Annotated in this window: 17 protein-coding genes; 8 read left to right on the forward strand and 9 right to left on the reverse strand. The window is 69.6% G+C overall.

Annotation, left to right across the window (positions count from 1 at the left end; all coding sequences use genetic code 11):
* Nucleotides 1–6: 6 nt before the first annotated feature.
* Nucleotides 7–624, reverse strand: coding sequence for a hypothetical protein (locus tag CJZ78_RS00890; RefSeq protein ID WP_094559006.1), 618 nt, complete (start codon nucleotides 622–624; stop codon nucleotides 7–9).
* Entirely contained in the window at nucleotides 621–1,673 is a 1,053-nt protein-coding gene (gene tilS / locus CJZ78_RS00895) for a tRNA lysidine(34) synthetase TilS (RefSeq protein ID WP_233128388.1), read from the reverse strand. Before tilS ends, CJZ78_RS00890 begins: the two co-directional genes overlap by 4 nt.
* Before the next feature lie 25 nt (nucleotides 1,674–1,698).
* Here tilS and CJZ78_RS00900 point away from each other — a divergent pair, with 25 nt between their 5' ends.
* Nucleotides 1,699–2,484: a DUF561 domain-containing protein gene (locus CJZ78_RS00900; RefSeq protein ID WP_094559008.1), complete on the forward strand. Its 786-nt coding sequence runs from the start codon at nucleotides 1,699–1,701 to the stop codon at nucleotides 2,482–2,484.
* A gap of 16 nt (nucleotides 2,485–2,500) precedes the next feature.
* The gene (gene uvrB, locus CJZ78_RS00905; RefSeq protein WP_094559009.1) at nucleotides 2,501–4,507 is read left to right on the forward strand and encodes an excinuclease ABC subunit UvrB; all 2,007 of its coding nucleotides are present in this window, start codon (nucleotides 2,501–2,503) and stop codon (nucleotides 4,505–4,507) included.
* Here uvrB and CJZ78_RS00910 read toward each other — a convergent pair.
* The 3 genes from CJZ78_RS00910 to CJZ78_RS00920 all read right to left on the reverse strand — a co-directional run bounded on the left by CJZ78_RS00910 (nucleotide 4,504) and on the right by CJZ78_RS00920 (nucleotide 8,149).
* A complete protein-coding gene (locus tag CJZ78_RS00910; protein WP_094559010.1) occupies nucleotides 4,504–6,321 on the reverse strand; it encodes an aspartate kinase in 1,818 nt (605 codons plus the stop codon). The genes uvrB and CJZ78_RS00910 overlap by 4 nt on opposite strands.
* Nucleotides 6,322–6,395: 74 nt before the next feature.
* Nucleotides 6,396–7,376 (reverse strand): DNA polymerase III subunit delta, encoded by a 981-nt coding sequence (gene holA / locus CJZ78_RS00915; RefSeq protein ID WP_094559011.1) that lies wholly within the window; start codon nucleotides 7,374–7,376, stop codon nucleotides 6,396–6,398.
* Between the two features lie 11 nt (nucleotides 7,377–7,387).
* A complete protein-coding gene (locus CJZ78_RS00920) occupies nucleotides 7,388–8,149 on the reverse strand; it encodes a PIN domain-containing protein (RefSeq protein WP_094559012.1) in 762 nt (253 codons plus the stop codon).
* A 115-nt stretch (nucleotides 8,150–8,264) separates the two neighbouring features.
* Between CJZ78_RS00920 and CJZ78_RS00925 the strand changes: the two genes are divergently transcribed.
* Nucleotides 8,265–8,942 (forward strand): precorrin-8X methylmutase, encoded by a 678-nt coding sequence (locus CJZ78_RS00925; protein WP_094559215.1) that lies wholly within the window; start codon nucleotides 8,265–8,267, stop codon nucleotides 8,940–8,942.
* On the opposite strand, the gene mutS is transcribed toward CJZ78_RS00925, so the two are convergent.
* Entirely contained in the window at nucleotides 8,900–11,605 is a 2,706-nt protein-coding gene (gene mutS, locus CJZ78_RS00930) for a DNA mismatch repair protein MutS (RefSeq protein ID WP_094559214.1), read from the reverse strand. The two genes, CJZ78_RS00925 and mutS, sit on opposite strands and share 43 nt — an antisense overlap.
* Nucleotides 11,606–11,774: 169 nt before the next feature.
* Between mutS and psbZ the strand changes: the two genes are divergently transcribed.
* Nucleotides 11,775–11,963: a photosystem II reaction center protein PsbZ gene (gene psbZ, locus CJZ78_RS00935; protein ID WP_094559013.1), complete on the forward strand. Its 189-nt coding sequence runs from the start codon at nucleotides 11,775–11,777 to the stop codon at nucleotides 11,961–11,963.
* A gap of 49 nt (nucleotides 11,964–12,012) precedes the next feature.
* Entirely contained in the window at nucleotides 12,013–12,492 is a 480-nt protein-coding gene (ribH, locus tag CJZ78_RS00940) for a 6,7-dimethyl-8-ribityllumazine synthase (protein ID WP_094559014.1), read from the forward strand.
* Nucleotides 12,493–12,618: 126 nt separating this feature from the next.
* On the opposite strand, the gene CJZ78_RS00945 is transcribed toward ribH, so the two are convergent.
* The 3 genes from CJZ78_RS00945 to CJZ78_RS00955 are packed head-to-tail and all read right to left on the reverse strand — an operon-like array spanning nucleotide 12,619 to nucleotide 13,789.
* On the reverse strand, nucleotides 12,619–13,110 hold the full coding sequence (locus tag CJZ78_RS00945; protein WP_094559015.1) for a GNAT family N-acetyltransferase: 492 nt from the start codon (nucleotides 13,108–13,110) through the stop codon (nucleotides 12,619–12,621).
* A gap of 17 nt (nucleotides 13,111–13,127) precedes the next feature.
* On the reverse strand, nucleotides 13,128–13,520 hold the full coding sequence (locus CJZ78_RS00950) for a type II toxin-antitoxin system VapC family toxin (RefSeq protein WP_094559016.1): 393 nt from the start codon (nucleotides 13,518–13,520) through the stop codon (nucleotides 13,128–13,130).
* Complete coding sequence (locus CJZ78_RS00955; protein ID WP_094559017.1) at nucleotides 13,520–13,789, reverse strand: type II toxin-antitoxin system VapB family antitoxin; 270 nt, start codon at nucleotides 13,787–13,789, stop codon at nucleotides 13,520–13,522. Before CJZ78_RS00955 ends, CJZ78_RS00950 begins: the two co-directional genes overlap by 1 nt.
* 87 nt (nucleotides 13,790–13,876) lie before the next feature.
* Here CJZ78_RS00955 and rfbA point away from each other — a divergent pair, with 87 nt between their 5' ends.
* The 3 genes from rfbA to rfbD are packed head-to-tail and all read left to right on the forward strand — an operon-like array spanning nucleotide 13,877 to nucleotide 16,249.
* The gene (gene rfbA / locus CJZ78_RS00960) at nucleotides 13,877–14,761 is read left to right on the forward strand and encodes a glucose-1-phosphate thymidylyltransferase RfbA (protein ID WP_094559018.1); all 885 of its coding nucleotides are present in this window, start codon (nucleotides 13,877–13,879) and stop codon (nucleotides 14,759–14,761) included.
* Nucleotides 14,751–15,350 (forward strand): dTDP-4-dehydrorhamnose 3,5-epimerase, encoded by a 600-nt coding sequence (gene rfbC, locus CJZ78_RS00965; RefSeq protein ID WP_094559019.1) that lies wholly within the window; start codon nucleotides 14,751–14,753, stop codon nucleotides 15,348–15,350. Before rfbA ends, rfbC begins: the two co-directional genes overlap by 11 nt.
* Nucleotides 15,347–16,249 (forward strand): dTDP-4-dehydrorhamnose reductase, encoded by a 903-nt coding sequence (gene rfbD, locus CJZ78_RS00970; RefSeq protein WP_094559020.1) that lies wholly within the window; start codon nucleotides 15,347–15,349, stop codon nucleotides 16,247–16,249. Before rfbC ends, rfbD begins: the two co-directional genes overlap by 4 nt.
* Nucleotides 16,250–16,268: the final 19 nt, after the last annotated feature.

Raw genomic sequence — 16,268 nt, forward strand, 5'->3', positions numbered from 1 at the left:
GGGGTCTCAGCGGATCACCACCCGCAACAGCCCCTTGGAGAGCTCGGCTGTCTCCTCGGGGCTCAGGTGGTTGATGGGCTCGATCGGCAGCTCCTGAATGGCAGCCGGCAGCTCTTGGCTGACGGCCACTTCGATCAGCTCGGGTTCGTCGATCACCTCCACTGCCAGCTGCGGCAGCTCCACCGCGAGCTCGGGCAGCGTTGATGGGGCTGCCGGATCAACGCCACCCAGTTGCTCCATCCAGGGCATGGCAGGCAGGGCGACGGGCCTCGCTTCTGCTGGGGCCGGCTCGGGTGTCGGCGGTGGGGTCACCGTTTGGCTGCTGCACTGCTGGAGTCCCAGGGCGGCGATCTCCACAAGCACCGGCTCCTGGGTGGCGGCCTGCACCCGGCTGTAGAAGCCGGATGCCGTAACGGCGTCTTGGTAGCCATACAGGTAGGTGTGACCGAGCAGCAGCTGCAGGCGCTGGCGCAGGGGATGGCCGGGGTCGTCGGGTAGCTCCAGCAGCAGTTCTTCGCTCCGCCGGGCCACGTCGTCCCACCGGCGTTCGCTGTACACCCGCTCAATCGCCTCGTAGCGCTGCTGCAGAGGGTCTGGTGTGGCGGCCATGGAGGCGGCGGTCATGGCGGCGGCTGTGGGGCAGGAGGGTCGAGCCACAGTGTGAAGCGATCCCAGCGCAGCTGCCAACCCGCGCCCAGATGGGCGCCGCCTGGAGCCTGGCCGGATTGCAGCCGCTGCCGCAGGTCCTCCAGCGGGCGGGCCGCCAGCACCTGCCCGGTGTGGCGCTCGAGCCAGCGGTGCAGCAGCTGGCGCTGGTTGGCGGGCGCCAGGGCCACCAGCAGCCGGCGTTGCAGGGCTGGCGTGGCTTGCGAGGCGCTGGTGCTGCTGAGGGCTTGCAGGGCCAGGTCCACCAGTTCGCCGCCACAGTCCACCTCGTCCACCAGCCGCTCGGCCTGGGTGCTGATGCGCACTGCGGCGCCGGGATGCAGGGCTTCCAGCACGGGCAGCACCTCGGCTCGGACGCGGTTGCGGCTGTAGCGGCGGTCGTTGTTGCACGGGTCGTGCAACAAGGGCAGATCCAGTTGCCCGCAGAGGCGGCCCGTGTCGGCGCGGGAGAAGGGCAGCAGCGGCCGGGCCAGCAGCAGCGGGCTCGCTCCGGCGGCGAGGGGGCGCAGGCTGCGCAGGCTGGCCAGGCCGCGGCGGTGGCTGCCGCGGGCCAGGTGCAGCAGCAGGGTTTCGGCCCGGTCGCTGGCGGTGTGGGCTGTCACCACATGGCTGGCCCCCAGCTCCCGGGCTCGGGCCTCCAGCTGGCTGTAGCGCCAGGCGCGGGCGCCGGCCTCACTGCGCTGATCTGTGGTGTTGGGCGCTGCGGGCGGTTGCTCCCAGCGATCGATGTGGAGGGTCAGCCCCTGGGCGGCGGTCCAGGCGGCCAGCTCGGCAGCTTGGCGGCCGGATTCGGGGCGCCAGCGGTGATCGCCGTGCCACAGCAGCAAGCGCCAGTGGTGCAGCCGCTGCAGGTCGTGCAGCAGGGCCAGCATTGCCATGGAATCCTGGCCGCCGGACACCGCCAGCAGCAGCGTGGCCCCTTCCGGCAGCAGCTCCGGGTGGCGCCGCAGGTGGCGGTGCAGGCGCAGGTGGTCGGGGCTCCAGCGTGGACCGGATGGGAGAATCACCCCACTATTCCAATGGTTGTGTCCCATGGTTGCGAAGTCGCGTCTCGATCAGCTGCCCAGCGCGCTGCAGGCCGCGTTGGCCGAGCGTCGCCTGCTCAAGGTGATCGCCGGCCTCACCAACTTCGATGCCGCCGCCGTGGAGCGCATCAGCCAGGCGGCCGGCCAGGGTGGCGCCGACCTGATTGATGTGGCCTGTGATCCGGCGCTGGTGCGCCGCGCCGCCGAAGCCAGCCAGCTGCCGATCTGCGTCAGCGCCGTGGAGCCTGAGCTGTTCCCCGCCGCCGTGGCCGCCGGCGCCGCCATGGTGGAGATCGGCAACTACGACGCGTTCTACCCCCAGGGCCGGATCTTCGACGCCGCCGAGGTGCTGGAGCTCACCCGCCGCACCCGCGCGCTGCTGCCCCAGGTGGTGCTGAGCGTCACCGTGCCGCACGTGCTGCCCCTGGATCAGCAGGAGCAGCTGGCGGTGGATCTGGTGGCTGCCGGCGCCGACATCATCCAGACCGAGGGCGGCACCAGCGCCAAGCCCTTCAGCGCCGGCACCCTCGGCCTGATTGAGAAGGCGGCCCCCACCCTGGCGGCGGCCCATGCGATCAGCCGCGCCCTGGCGGCGGCCGGTTGCGAGGCTCCCGTGCTGTGCGCCTCCGGCCTGTCGGCTGTCACCCTGCCGCTAGCGATTGCCGCCGGCGCCGCCGGGGTGGGCGTGGGCTCGGCCGTCAACCGGCTGGAGGATCCGCTGGCGATGGTGGCGGTGGTGCGCGGCCTGCAGGAAGCCCTGGCGGCCTTGATCACCGCAACTCCAGTGGCCTGACCCCGACAATGGGGGCATGGTTCCGTTCCAACTCCACGCCCCCTACCAGCCCAAGGGTGACCAGCCCACCGCCATCGCTGGGCTGGTTCAGGGCGTTGATGGCGGCGAGCGCTACCAGACCCTGCTGGGGGCCACCGGTACGGGCAAGACGTTCACGATCGCCAATGTGATCGCCCAAACCGGGCGTCCGGCGCTGGTGCTGGCCCACAACAAGACCCTGGCGGCCCAGCTCTGCAACGAGCTGCGGGAGTTTTTCCCGCACAACGCCGTTGAGTACTTCATCAGCTACTACGACTACTACCAGCCGGAGGCGTATGTGCCCGTCTCCGACACCTACATCGCCAAAACAGCGTCGATTAACGAAGAGATCGACATGCTGCGCCACTCGGCGACGCGCTCGTTGTTTGAGCGCAAGGATGTGATCGTGGTGGCCTCGATCAGCTGCATCTACGGCCTTGGGATTCCTTCGGAATACCTCAAGGCGGCCGTGAAATTCCAGGTGGGCGAAACCCTCAACCTGCGCGGCTCGCTGCGGGAGCTGGTGAACAACCAGTATTCCCGCAATGACCTGGAGATCTCGCGCGGCCGTTTCCGGGTGCGGGGCGATGTGCTGGAGATCGGCCCGGCCTACGAAGACCGCCTGGTGCGGGTTGAGCTGTTTGGCGATGAGGTGGAGGCGATCCGCTACGTGGATCCCACCACCGGCGAGATCCTGCAGAGCCTGGAGAGCATCAACATCTACCCGGCCAAGCACTTCGTGACCCCCAAGGAGCGGCTGGCCGAGGCGATCCAGGCGATTCGTACCGAAATGCGGGAACGGCTGGATGTGCTCAACGGCCAGGGCCGGCTGCTGGAGGCCCAGCGGCTGGAGCAGCGCACCACCTACGACCTGGAGATGCTCGAGCAGGTGGGCTACTGCAACGGCGTCGAGAACTACGCCCGCCACCTGGCGCGGCGGGAAGCGGGCACGCCGCCGGAGTGCCTGATCGACTACTTCCCCGACGACTGGTTGCTGGTGGTCGATGAGAGCCACGTCACCTGCTCCCAGCTGCAGGCCATGTACAACGGCGACCAGGCGCGCAAGCAGGTGCTGATCGAGCACGGCTTCCGCCTGCCCAGCGCCGCCGACAACCGGCCGCTCAAGGGTTCGGAGTTTTGGGAGAAGGCGAAGCAGACCATCTTTGTGAGCGCCACCCCCGGCAATTGGGAACTCGAGCAGAGCCATGGCCAGGTGGTGGAGCAGGTGATCCGCCCCACCGGTGTGCTCGATCCGATCGTGGAGGTGCGCCCCACCGAGGGGCAGGTGGACGACCTGCTGGGCGAGATCCGCACGCGGGCCGACAAGCAGGAGCGGGTGCTGGTGACGACGCTCACCAAGCGCATGGCTGAAGACCTCACCGACTACCTGGCTGAGAACGGTGTGCGGGTGCGCTACCTGCACTCGGAGATCCACTCGCTTGAGCGGATCGAGATCATTCAGGATTTGCGCAATGGTGAATACGACGTGCTGGTGGGCGTGAACCTGCTGCGCGAAGGCCTGGATCTGCCGGAGGTGTCGCTGGTGGCGATCCTCGATGCCGATAAGGAAGGCTTCCTGCGGGCTGAGCGCTCTTTGATTCAGACCATCGGCCGTGCGGCGCGCCACATCGAGGGGGTGGCGCTGCTCTACGCCGACAACCTCACCGATTCGATGGCCAAGGCCATCTCAGAAACGGAGCGTCGCCGTGCCATTCAGCACGCCTACAACGAGAAGCACGGCATTACGCCCAGCCCTGCCGGCAAGCGGGCCGGCAATTCGATCCTGGCCTTCCTGGAGGTGTCGCGCCGGCTGAACGACGACCAACTGGAGCAGGCCACCGAGCAGGCCGAGCACAACGAGGTGCCCCTCGATGCCCTGCCGGAGCTGATTCAGCAGCTCGAAGACAAGATGAAGACCGCCGCCAAGAGCCTGGAGTTTGAGGAGGCCGCCAACCTGCGCGACAAGATCAAGACCCTGCGCCAGAAGCTGGTGGGCAAGGCCTAAACGGCGGCTTCGGTGCCTTCGGCCCGGTGGCTGATCGCGCCACCCAGGCCAAAGGCGGCGTGCACGGCCTGCAGGGCCCGCACGCCGTCGGCTTCGGCCACCACGCAGCTGGTGCGGATTTCGCTGGTGGCGATCAGCTCGATGTTGATGCCGGCATCGGCCAGGCAGCGGAACATGCGGGCGGCGGTGCCGGGGGTGCAGGGCATGCCGGCACCGACGGCGCTGACGCGGGCGATGGCGGGCCCCTGCTCGAAGTGGGCGCCAGGCCACTGGCGCAGCAGGGGGGCCAGGGTCTGCTCGGCCCGGGCCAGATCGTCGCGCTTGAGCACGAAGCTCATGTCCCTGCTAGGGCCGTCATGGGTGCGCTCCGATTGGACGATCGCGTCGAGGCTGATGCCGGCATCGGCCAGGGTGCGGCACACGGCCGCGGCAGTGCCGGGACGATCCGGCAGGCGCTGCACCGCCACCTGGGCCTGGTCGCGGTCGAGGGCGACACCGCGCACGGCCGGATCGCCCAGATGGCAGAGGCCGGGATCGTGGCGCAGGTGCTGCTCCGGCAGCTCGAAGGCCTCGGCGGCGGCCCGCAGGGCCTTGGCAGCCTGGTGGCCGGCCACCAGCACGCTCACCTTCACCTCGCTGGTGGCGATCAGGCGCAGGTTGATGCCGGCGCGGGCCAGGGTGTCAAACAGGCGGGCGGCGACGCCCGGCCGGCCCATGATGCCGGCGCCGGAAATGCTGAGCTTGGCCAGGCCGGCTTCGGCGCTGAGCTGGGCGCCGCCATCGCCAAGCGCCGCCCCCATCCCGGCCAGCACCTCGCGGCACACCAGCTGGGCCCGGTCGCTCTCGGCGGCCGCCAGGGTGAAGGCGATGTCGTTGGAAGCCCCTTCGTGGGTGGCCTGCACGATCAGGTCGACGTTGAGGCCGGCCGCGCCCAGGGCTTCGAACAGCTGGGCAGCCACCCCGGGCCGGTCGGGCACATGGGAGAGGGCCAGAACGGCCTGGTCGGTGTCGAGCTCGGCGCCATCCACCGGCTTGCCCAGCTCCAGCCCCTCGTGGCCAATCGGCCGGGCTGTGCCGCTGGTAAGCAGGGTGCCGGGCTCCTCGTTCCAGCTGGAGCGCACCACCAGGGGCACGCCGTAGTTGCGGGCGATCTCCACCGCCCGCGGATGCAACACGGACGCTCCCAGGCTGGCCAGCTCGAGCATCTCGTCGCAGGTGACGGTGGCCATCAGCTGGGCATCGGCCACCTTGCGGGGGTCGGTGGTGAGCACACCGGGCACATCGGTGTAGATCTCGCAGGCGTCGGCCCCGAGCGCTGCGGCCAGGGCCACCGCCGAGGTGTCGGAGCCGCCGCGGCCCAGGGTGGTGATCTCGGGGGTGCCGCCGGCGCCGCTGCTGGTGCCCTGGAAGCCCGCCACCACCACCACCTGGCCTTCGGCCAGCAGGCGCTGCAGCCGTTCGGTGCGGATCTCGAGGATGCGGGCACGGCCGTGGGCCGACTCGGTGACGATCCCCGCCTGGGTGCCGGTCATCGACACCGCTGGCACGCCCTCGGCATGGAGCGCCATCGAGAGCAGGGCGATCGACACCTGCTCGCCCGTGGCCAGCAGCATGTCCATCTCCCGCTGGGGCGGATGGGCGCTGATCGCCCGGGCCAGGCCCGTGAGCTGGTCGGTGGTGTGGCCCATCGCCGACACCACGATCACCAGCTCATGGCCGTCTTCGCGGCAGCGGGCGACGCGGCGGGCCACCGCCTGGATCCGCTCCACATCGGCCACCGAGGTGCCACCAAATTTCTGAACCAGCAGGGCCATGGCGGGGGCGACGGTGGTGGGGGTCTGGGACAGAAGGGTTGATTATCCGTCCTGGTCTGTGGTGGGGGTTGGGCTTAGGAGCTGAGCAGGAAACCGTCGCGAAAGGCGTCGCCGGCTTCGGTGCCGCGTTTGAGGGCGGCTTCGACATCGAGGAGCTGGCTGAGCAGGCGCAGGAAGACGGCGGGCTGGCGGCCGCGGATCTGTTTGCGCATCACGTAGATGCGTTTGGGGTTGCCAATGCCGGCGGCCTTGGCGATCACGGCCACGTCCTGCTCGCCGGCCCGCTCCAGCAGCGTCACCCAGAGCCAGCCGCGGATCTGACTGGTGAGGGCGGCCACGATGCGCAGGGCCGGTTCGTTGGCCTCCAGCAGGGCATCCAGCCGGGCGATGGCCTCGGCCGGCTGGCCCGCCAACAGCGCATCGCCCACCGCCAGGGCGCTGGTGCTCTGGCCGCCCACCAGGGCCTGCACGGCGGCCAGAGAGATCGGCGCGCCCGGTGTCGCGTAAAGGCTCAGCTTTTCGAGCTCACTGGCCAGGCGGGCGCTGTCGCTGCCCACGGCGTCGGCCAGGGCTTCGGCTGCGGCCGGCTCCAGCTTCAGCCCCAGCTCCTGGGCGGTGCGGCTCACCAGCTCCACCTGGCCGGCGCCGTCCCAGATGGCCGGCAGGGCAAAGCTCTGCTCGCTGGCCTCGCCGGCCTTCACCAGCTTCTGCAGGGCCTTGGTGGTGCGCAGGCGGGCGTCGGGTTTGCCGGGGCTGACCAGCAGCAGGTGGCAGCTGTCGGCCACCTGGGCCAGGGCCGCCTCAAAGCCTTCCGCCAGCTCGGCCGGGCACTGGCTGCAGAACGGGCTGCGCTGCAGCAGCACCACCCGGGCCCCGGCGCCGAAGGGGGGCGTGCGGGCTTCCTCCAGCGCCTGGGCCGCCTGGGCGCTGTCGTTGCCATCGAGGCGGCTCAGGTTGAGGCTGGCCCAGCTGGGATCGAGCTGCTCCTGCACCAGCGCCTCCACGGCACGGTTGCGGGCCGCCTCGTCGTCGCCCCAGAACAGGTGAATGGGCATGGGGTGGGGGCTCAGAGGCGCAGGGCGGTGAGCACGGGGTGCTGGCCAGTTTGGGCCAGGGCGGGATGGTCGGTGACCAGCACCGTCGCATCGGTGTGGATGGCGGTGGCCAGTTCGATGGCGGCGCTGTCATCGAGCTGGGGCTCCTGGCGGCGCAAGCGCACGGCCGCTGCCGCAATGGCCGCATCGGCGGGCACCAGCTGCCAGTGCTGGGGGTTGTCGAACGCCTTGGCGTAGCGCTGGGCCAGGGCCTCGTCGCCTTGGGCCAGGGGCCCCTCGAGCACCCGGATCAGGCTCACGGCGCTCACGACCCCGATCCAGTAGCCCGCGGCGATGCCCTGCATCAGGGGTTGGAGATGCTTGCCGGCGTTCTTGGCATCTGCCAGGAACGCCACCAGGGCCGTGCCATCGAGGGCGATTCGCGAGCCCTGGGCCAGCAGCCGCGGATTGAAGGTGCGTTGCCCTGGAGCCTGAGGGCCGAGGTTTTGAACCGGCTGAACGAAGGCCGGTGGCGGTGGCGCCGGCCGCGCCGGGTGGCGCTGGTTGGGGTCCCAGCAGCCGCGGCCGCTGCCCTGCAGGGCCATCAGGCTCTGCACCTGCTGCTGGCGCCTGCGGGGATCGGTGGGTGCTCGCCCCGCCAGCGGCACCAGGGCGGCCATGGGGGTGCGATGCCGCTGGATGACGAAGCGCTCGCCGGCGGCGGCCCGCTCCAGCAGTTCCGGGAGCCGGCGGCGAGCCTCCTCCACGCCCAGGGTTGTGTCGGGGTTGGTCACGGTGCTGCGGCGGGGTCGCCGCCGGGTGTGTGCCTAATTCTGTACAGGCTGTACAGAATTTAGGAGCGCTCGCGCCCACAGGGCACAACCTGGGCTGAGTTTGCTGCCGTTGTTCATGCCCTCAGAAGGCGAGCAGGCGTTTGAGCAGGCCTTTGATCACCCGATCTTTCGCGAGAGCCTGCGGCTGATTTGGGAGCTGCCGGGGGTGGCGGCGGCCCTGGCTCCACTGACGCCCTTGCAGCAGGACGTGCTGTTGCGGCTGATCCACAGCAGCGGCGATCCGAGCCTGGTGGCCGAGCTGCGTTGGTCGCTGGGGGCTTGTGAGGCGGGGCTAGCAGCCTTGGCCGCCGGGGCGCCGATCCTTACCGACACGGCGATGGCGGCGGCGGCGGTGGCGCCAATGGCGCGGCGCACCTTCGGCCATCCGGTGCGCAGCGTGCTCGATTGGGCGCCGGATCAGGCGCCGGCGGGCTCCACGCGCACAGCGGCGGGCATGGCCGCGGCCCTGGCGGAGCTGCAGCAGCCCGCGGTGGTGCTGATCGGCAGCGCGCCCACAGCCCTGGAGGTGTTGCTGGCACAGGGTGCAAAGCCGGCCCTGGTGATCGGCATGCCGGTGGGGTTTGTGGGGGTGGCGGAGAGCAAGCGTCACCTGGCTGCGAGTGGCCTGGCCCACATCCGGCTCGAGGGCTCCAAGGGCGGAGCCGGACTGGTGGCCGCGGCCTGCAACGCCCTGCTGCGGGCGGCCTGGCTTCAGGCGGCGAGCGCACCGTCTGCCCCGCCGGCTTCCTGCTGACCCACGCGTACGACGCTGTTGGCTTCGATGCGGCCCAGCACCTGGCGGGCGCGCAGCACCACCGCCGCCGGCACGCCGGCCAGGCGGGCGGCCTCGATGCCGTAGCTGCGGCTGGCGCCGCCCGGGGCCACCTGATGCAGGAACAGCAGGGCGTCGCCGGTTTCCTGCACCAGCACCTGGGCATTGGCGACGTTGGGCAGCAGCTCCGCCAGCGCGTTGAGCTCGTGGTAATGGGTGGCGAAGATGCTGCGGGCGCCGAGGCCGCCGCGCTCGGGCGGGGTGGCCAGGTGTTCGGCCACGGCCCAGGCGATCGAGAGACCGTCGAAGGTGGCGGTGCCGCGGCCGATCTCGTCGAGCAGCACCAGCGAGCGTGGCGTGGCGTGGTGAAGGATGTTGGCGGTTTCGGCCATCTCCACCATGAAGGTTGACTGGCCGGCCGCCAGGTCGTCGCCGGCGCCGACGCGGGTGAAGATGCGGTCGGCGATGCCGAGGCGGGCCGATTTGGCGGGGATCCAGCTGCCCATCTGGGCCATCAGCTGCAGCAGGCCGGTCTGGCGCAGGTAGCAGCTTTTGCCGCTGGCGTTGGGGCCGGTGAGGATGATGAGGTCGGGGGTGGCCCCAAGGCGGATGCTGTTGGCGGTGAAGGGCTCCTCCACCAGCAACTGCTCCACCACCGGGTGGCGGCCGGCCTCGATGGTCAGCAGGCGGGCTTCGGGGCCGCTGGGGTCGGTGATCTCGGGGCAGCAGTAGCCGCTGGTGGCGGCCACCTCCGCCAGCGATGCGATCGCATCGAGCTCGGCCACCAGCCGGGCGGCGTGGCGGATGGCGGTGCCCTGCTCGCCCACCTGGGCCCGCAGGGCGCAGAACAGCTCGTATTCGCGCTGGGCGGCGCGGGCCTTGAGCTGCTGGATGGCGCCCTCGCGGTGGCGCAGGGCCGGGGTGACGAAGCGCTCCTCGTTGGCCAGGGTTTGGCGGCGGATCCAGTGCTGGGGTACCGCTTCCGCCTTGGCCTTGGACACCGCCAGGAAGTAGCCGAAGGTGCGGTGGTACTGGAGTTTAAGGGTGCTGACGCCGCTGAGCCGGCGCTCTTCGGCCTCCTGCTGGGTTAGCCAGGCGTCCTGGTCGTCGAGCTGGTTGCGCAGCTCGTCGAGGCTGGGGTCGACGCCGTCGTGGATCAGGCCGCCTTCAGTGAGCGATAGGGGCGGGGTGTCGAGCAGGGTGTGGCGCAGCGCGGCGGCCAGGGTGTCGAGCTCGGGCCAGGGACGGGCCAGGGCCCGCAGCGGGGCGCTGGTGGCCTGGGCGAGCTGGGCCGCTAGCTGGGGCAGGCGCTCCAGACCATCGGCCAGGGCCACCAGATCACGGGCCGAGGCGCTGCCGGCGCCGGCTCGGCCGGCCAGGCGCTCCAGGTCGCCCATGGGGCGCAGCAGCCGGCGGATCGCCAGCCGCAGGCTGCGCTGCTCCACCAGCTCGCTGACGCCGCCCTGGCGCTCCAGGATCGCGGCGCGCTCCACCAGCGGTGCCAGCAGCCAGCGGCGCAGGCAGCGGCCGCCCATGGCGGTGTGGGTGCGATCCAGCGCCCACAGCAGGGAGCCCTGCAGCTGGCCGCCCAGCTGGGTTTTGGTGAGCTCCAGGTTGCGGCGGGTGGCGGCATCGAGCACCAGCTGGTCGCCGGCGTGCCAGGTGGTGGGGGGATCCAGGGGCACCTGCTGCTCCTGCAGGGTGCTGTCGAGGTAGGCCACCAGGCCGCCGGCCGCCCGCAGCGCCAGGGGCAGCTCGCCCAGCCCCAGGCCCGACAGGCTGGCCAGGCTGAAGCGTTGCTTGAGGGTGGTGCTGGCTTCCAGCGCTTCAAAGGGGGTGCGGGGCAGGGGCGTCAGTCGCAGGGCGTCGGGGCACCAGGCGGGGCTGGTGGCGTCTGAGCTGGCGGCGGGCCAGAGCACCTCGGCGGCTTCCACCTGCAGCAGCTCCTGGTGCAGGGCGTCGCTGCCTTCGCGCTCGGTGACCCGGAATTCGCCCGTGCTGACATCGGCCACCGCCAGACCCCAGCGGGCGGCTGAGCTGCCGGCGCCCTCCAGCACCACGGCGCACAGCCAGTTGTTGCGGCGGGCCGCCAGCAGGCCTTCCTCGAGCACGGTGCCGGGGGTGAGCACCCGGGTGATGCCGCGCTTGAGCAGTTCGCCCTTGGCGGGGGTGGTTTCGAGCTGGTCGCACAGGGCCACGCACAGGCCGCGGCGCACCAGTTCGCCGCAGTAGCGCTCGGCGGCATGGTGGGGGATGCCCGCCATCGGCACCCGGCCGATGCCCTTGCCGCCCTCCTTGCCGGTGAGGGTGAGCTCCAGCAGGCGCGAGAGGGTGATGGCGTCTTCGAAGAAGCACTCGAAGAAGTCGCCGAGTCGGTAGAGCAGCACCCGATCGGGATGGGCGCGCTTGAGCTCCACGTAGTGGCGCAGCATCGGCGTGAGCTGCTCCGGTTCCACCAGGCCGTGGTGGTGCCAGGGGGGCAGGTCGGTGTCGCTCTCTGGGGGGGCTGCCGGCGCAGCTTCTGGGGCCGGCTGGCGCTGGCGGGGGCGGGGCCGCGCTGAGCCTGTGGGGGGCTGCTCGGGCAGGCCGAGGGCGGCGGCGAGCGAAAGCTGCTGGTCGGCTTCCGCGGCCACGGCGAGGGGCATGCACAGGAGGTCATTGATCGTAGGCGCGTTGGCCTGGTGGCTCACCCCACAACTTGTGAAGGATCGCCGGGGGGGCTCGGCTGGGGGCCGGCCCGTCGTGTGAGAATCCGCCCACTGACTTGATCAGGCTCAGTTCTGATCTGGCTCCGCGCCACTCGCCGCATCCGCCATGCAGATCCTCAACACCCTCACCGTTTTGGCCCTGGTGGTGCTGTCGTTTGCCCTGATCGTGGCGGTGCCGGTGCTGTACGCCAGCAGTGAGGATTCGGGCCGCTCCAATCGCCTGATCCTGCTCGGCGGCATCGCCTGGGTGGGCCTGGTGCTGCTCAACTGGGGCATGAGCTTCTTTGTGGTTTGAGGGTTTTCAGCCCCGCTGCGTAGCCTGAGGGCATTCGCACACCAACTCCGTGGCCAGCTTCGAAGGAACCTTCACCGGCGCCAGCGGCCTCAGAATCGCCATCGTGGTGGCGCGATTCAATGATCTGGTCACCGGCAAGCTGCTGAGCGGTTGCCTGGATTGTTTGGGCCGGCACGGGATTGATACCGCTGCCACCAGCTCCCAGCTCGACATCGCCTGGGTGCCCGGCAGCTTCGAGATTCCCTTGGTGGCCCAGCGCCTGGCGGCGAGCGGTCGCTACCAGGTGGTGATCACCCTGGGGGCCGTGATCCGCGGCGACACCCCCCACTTCGACGTGGTGGTGGCCGAGGTGAGCAAGGGCGTGGCCGCCGTGGGCCGCTCCACCGGCGTGCCGGTGATCTTCGGTGTGCTCACCACCGACACGATGCAGCAGGCCCTGGAGCGGGCCGGCATCAAGAGCAACCTGGGCTGGAATTACGGCCTGCAGGCGCTGGAAATGGGCAGCCTGATGGCGGCGCTGCCTGGCTGAGTGGGCTGCTGAGGTGACGGCGGCGCGGTGGATGCTGCGTTTGCGCGTGCTCCGGAATTCTGTACAGGCTGTACCGCTTTTGGCACAGTGCGCAGCGTTGCTCTCCGCGGCGTTGCTCTCCTCGGCTCAGGCGGAAGAGCTGCCATCGCGCTGGGGCCTGCTCGCTGCTTGTTTCACCAGCAGCACCTGGGGCTCCGCAGTGCGGAAGCCCAGCTGCTCGTAGAAGCCGGTGCTGTTGGTGGTCATCAGGTAGAGGCGCTCGACGCCGAGCAAGGCCGGAGTGGCCAGCAGGGCTTCCACCACCCGGCGGCCGAGGCCCTGGCCGTGCAGGTCGCCGGCCACCACCACATCCCAGAGCACGGCGCGATAGATGCCATCGCTGCTGGCCCGGCCGAAGCCCACCAGACGCTTGCCCTGCCACAGGCTCACCACCACGGTGCTGCCGGCCAGCAGTTTGCGCAGCTGCGCCATGGTGCGCCCCTGGGCCCAGAAGGCGTGCTTGTTGAACAGGCGCTGCAGCTTCCACAGGCCCCGGGTGGGTCGCAGGCCAGGTCCGAGGCCAAACCAGCGCAAGCCTGGGGCGCCCGGGGCGTGGATCAGGAGCCGCAGTGCTGCCATCGCACCATCCTCAAGCTTTAAGCGATCACCGCTTGGATATCCGTGAGGCCAAAGTCGTTGCCCTTGAACAGCAGTGGTGCGGCGCAAAACTGTGCCAGGGCGTAGGAATAGCAATCACCCAGGTTCAAGCCTGCAGGGTGGCGGCCTTTGCCGAAGCGGCGGAAGGCCGAACGGGCGATCTGGGCCTGATCGGCGTTGAAAGGCACAATTGCCACGTTCGCCGTGGCCAGGAACAGGTCCAGGTCACTTTGGCCGTCGATGCCGAAGCGGGCCTCCACCACGATCGAGAGTTCCACCAGAGAAGCGGCGGACAGGCGCCGTTGATCGGCTGCGGCGATGGCGGCGTTGAAGGCAGCCCGCTCCGGCTCGTTTTGAAGGATCGCCAGCACGGCGGAAGGGTCGATCACCATCAGCCGGAAACGCCGATGGCGTTGTAGCCGAGGATCTCTTCAGGGCTGCGGCTGTCGATCACGGGACGGCTGGCCGCACGCAGGGCAATCTCATTGAGGCGATCGGCGAGGCATTCACGCCCCTTGGACGCCTGTTGCCGTTGCTGTTTCAGGCGATCGAGCCTTTCGTGCAGCGACTGGATCACAGCAGCTGTTTTGGTTTCACCGGCGAGAGCCGCAACTTCGCCAGCCAGGCGATCGGCTTCGCTGTTGCGGATGTTCAGCGCCATGGCGGGCGGTGTGTAGCAACACTCTTCTGAGTGTAGACAGGCCTGGCTGAGCTGCCATGGCACCATTCTCCAAGCGGAGTGCGCCCTATGGCCCGCAAGGGCATCATCTTGGCCGGCGGCAGCGGCACCCGGCTGCATCCGATCACCCAGGCGGTGAGCAAGCAGCTGCTGCCGGTGTTTGACAAGCCGATGATCTATTACCCGCTCAGCACACTGATGCTGGCGGGGATTCGGGAGTTGCTGATCATCACCACGCCCCAGGATCAGCCGGCTTTTGAGCGGCTGCTGGGCGATGGCACCCGCTGGGGCATGACGATCGCCTACGCCGTGCAGCCCAGCCCCGATGGGCTGGCCCAGGCTTTTCTGATCGGTGCCGACTTCCTGGCCGGTGCGCCGGCGGCCCTGGTGCTGGGCGACAACCTGTTCCACGGCCACGACCTCAGCCCCCAGCTCCAGGGCTGCAACGGCGATCGGGCCGGGGCCACGGTGTTTGCCTATCCCGTGCGGGATCCCCAGCGCTATGGCGTGGTGGGTTTCGATGGCGACGGGCGGGTGACCAGCCTGGAGGAGAAGCCAGCCAAGCCGCGCTCGCGCTACGCCGTGACCGGGCTCTACTTCTACGACGACACCGTGGTGGAGCGGGCCCGCCGGGTGCAACCCTCGCCCCGGGGCGAGCTGGAGATCACCGACCTCAACCGGATGTACCTCGAGGAGGGCCTGCTCAAGGTGGAGCTGATGGGCCGGGGCATGGCCTGGTTGGATACGGGCACCTGCGAGTCGCTGCATGAGGCCGGCAGCTACATCCGCACCCTGGAGCACCGCCAGGGCCTCAAGGTGGGCTGCCCCGAGGAGGTGGCCTGGCGGCTGGGCTGGATCAGCGCCGATCAGCTCGCCGCTCTGGCTGCCCCGCTGCGCAAGAGCGGCTACGGCGATTACCTCCTGCAGCTGCTGGAGACTCCCGATGCAGGCTGAAGCGCTCTGCACGGCGGCGGGCTTCCCCATTGAGGGTCCGTGGCTTTTGACGCCACGTGTATTTGGCGATGCGCGGGGCTTTTTCTTCGAGAGCTGGAACCAGCAGCGCTTTGCCGAGCTGCTGGCGGCCGATGGCCAGCCCGTGCTCGGCTTCGTGCAAGACAACCATTCGCGCTCCAGCCGGGGGGTGCTGCGGGGTTTGCACTACCAGCTGCCGCCCCATCCCCAGGGAAAGCTGGTGCGCTGCGTGCTGGGGGAGATTTTTGATGTGGCGGTGGACATCCGCCGCAGTTCGCCCACGTTTGGCCAGTGGGTGGGTGTGGTGCTGAGCGCCACCAACCATCAGCAGCTGTGGGTGCCGCCGGGGTTTGCCCACGGCTTCCTCACCCTGAGTGAGCAGGCCGAGGTGCTCTACAAAACCACCGACTTCTGGAGCCGCGATTGCGAGCGCGCCATCCGTTGGGACGACCCCGCGCTGGCGATCGCCTGGCCGCGCGAGAGCCTGGCGGGTGGAGAGCCACAGCTTTCCGAGAAGGATGCCGCAGCGCCGCTGCTGGCGGAGCTGACCGAAGGAGATTTGTTTCCATGAAGATGCTGCTTACCGGAGCTACCGGTCAGCTGGGCCAGGCCTTAATCGTCTCGAAGCCGCCGGGGATTGAGCTCATCGCTTGCAGCCGCGCTGAGCTGGATCTCGCAAACCCCGGCGCTTGCCAGCTGGCAGTGGTCCGGCATCAGCCGGATTGGGTGCTCAATGCCGGCGCCTACACGGCCGTGGACAACGCGGAAAGCGAGCCGGAGCTGGCCATGGCGGTGAATGCCGGAGCTCCGGCGGCCTTCGCTGAGGCTCTGGCTGCAACGGGTGGCCGGCTGCTCCAGCTAAGCACGGATTTCGTGTTCAACGGGGCCCAAGGCTCCCCTTATCGCCCCGAGCAGCCGTTGGGTCCCCTCGGCGTGTACGGGAGAACCAAGGCGGCGGGGGAGGCGGCGGCCTTGATCCTGCCGGAGGCGCGGGTGTTGCGGACCGGTTGGGTGTATGGACCGGTTGGTCACAACTTCTGCCTCACCATGCTGCGACTCCACGCTCAGAAGGCTGCGCTGGGCGAATCCCTGGGGGTCGTGGCGGATCAGGTGGGCTGCCCCACCAGCACCGCTACCTTGGCGGAGGCCTGCTGGCGGTCGGTCGGGGTGGGTCCTCCGGCAGCCAACGCCAAACCCGCTGAGGGCCCGCGGATCCTCCATTGGAGCGATGCTGGCGTGGCCAGCTGGTACGACTTCGCGGTGGCGATCGGTGAATTGGGGGTGGCGGCCGGCTTGTTGGCGCAGGCAGCCACCGTTCGCCCGATCACCACCGCTGACTACCCCACCCCTGCCCGGCGACCCAGCTATTCCCTGCTTGACTGCACTATTAGCCGCCTGGCACTGGGACTGGAGCCGGTGCATTGGCGAGCAGCGCTGGCTCAGGTGCTTGCTAGAGCGCTAATACTCTGAATATCCATTAATGCATCGA

Source organism: Synechococcus sp. 8F6, assembly GCF_002252665.1.
GTDB lineage: Bacteria > Cyanobacteriota > Cyanobacteriia > PCC-6307 > Cyanobiaceae > Cyanobium_A.

Excerpts from the sequence above, each read along its gene's own strand:
- CJZ78_RS00890 (WP_094559006.1), bottom strand. The coding sequence starts at position 624 with ATGACCGCCGCCTCCATGGCCGCCACACCAGACCCTCTGCAGCAGCGC.
- CJZ78_RS00900 (WP_094559008.1), top strand. The coding sequence starts at position 1,699 with ATGGTTGCGAAGTCGCGTCTCGATCAGCTGCCCAGCGCGCTGCAGGCC.
- uvrB (WP_094559009.1), top strand. The coding sequence starts at position 2,501 with ATGGTTCCGTTCCAACTCCACGCCCCCTACCAGCCCAAGGGTGACCAG.
- CJZ78_RS00910 (WP_094559010.1), bottom strand. The coding sequence starts at position 6,321 with ATGGCCCTGCTGGTTCAGAAATTTGGTGGCACCTCGGTGGCCGATGTG.
- holA (WP_094559011.1), bottom strand. The coding sequence starts at position 7,376 with ATGCCCATTCACCTGTTCTGGGGCGACGACGAGGCGGCCCGCAACCGT.
- CJZ78_RS00925 (WP_094559215.1), top strand. The coding sequence starts at position 8,265 with ATGCCCTCAGAAGGCGAGCAGGCGTTTGAGCAGGCCTTTGATCACCCG.
- mutS (WP_094559214.1), bottom strand. The coding sequence starts at position 11,605 with ATGCCCCTCGCCGTGGCCGCGGAAGCCGACCAGCAGCTTTCGCTCGCC.
- psbZ (WP_094559013.1), top strand. The coding sequence starts at position 11,775 with ATGCAGATCCTCAACACCCTCACCGTTTTGGCCCTGGTGGTGCTGTCG.
- CJZ78_RS00945 (WP_094559015.1), bottom strand. The coding sequence starts at position 13,110 with ATGGCAGCACTGCGGCTCCTGATCCACGCCCCGGGCGCCCCAGGCTTG.
- CJZ78_RS00950 (WP_094559016.1), bottom strand. The coding sequence starts at position 13,520 with ATGGTGATCGACCCTTCCGCCGTGCTGGCGATCCTTCAAAACGAGCCG.
- CJZ78_RS00955 (WP_094559017.1), bottom strand. The coding sequence starts at position 13,789 with ATGGCGCTGAACATCCGCAACAGCGAAGCCGATCGCCTGGCTGGCGAA.
- rfbA (WP_094559018.1), top strand. The coding sequence starts at position 13,877 with ATGGCCCGCAAGGGCATCATCTTGGCCGGCGGCAGCGGCACCCGGCTG.
- rfbC (WP_094559019.1), top strand. The coding sequence starts at position 14,751 with ATGCAGGCTGAAGCGCTCTGCACGGCGGCGGGCTTCCCCATTGAGGGT.
- rfbD (WP_094559020.1), top strand. The coding sequence starts at position 15,347 with ATGAAGATGCTGCTTACCGGAGCTACCGGTCAGCTGGGCCAGGCCTTA.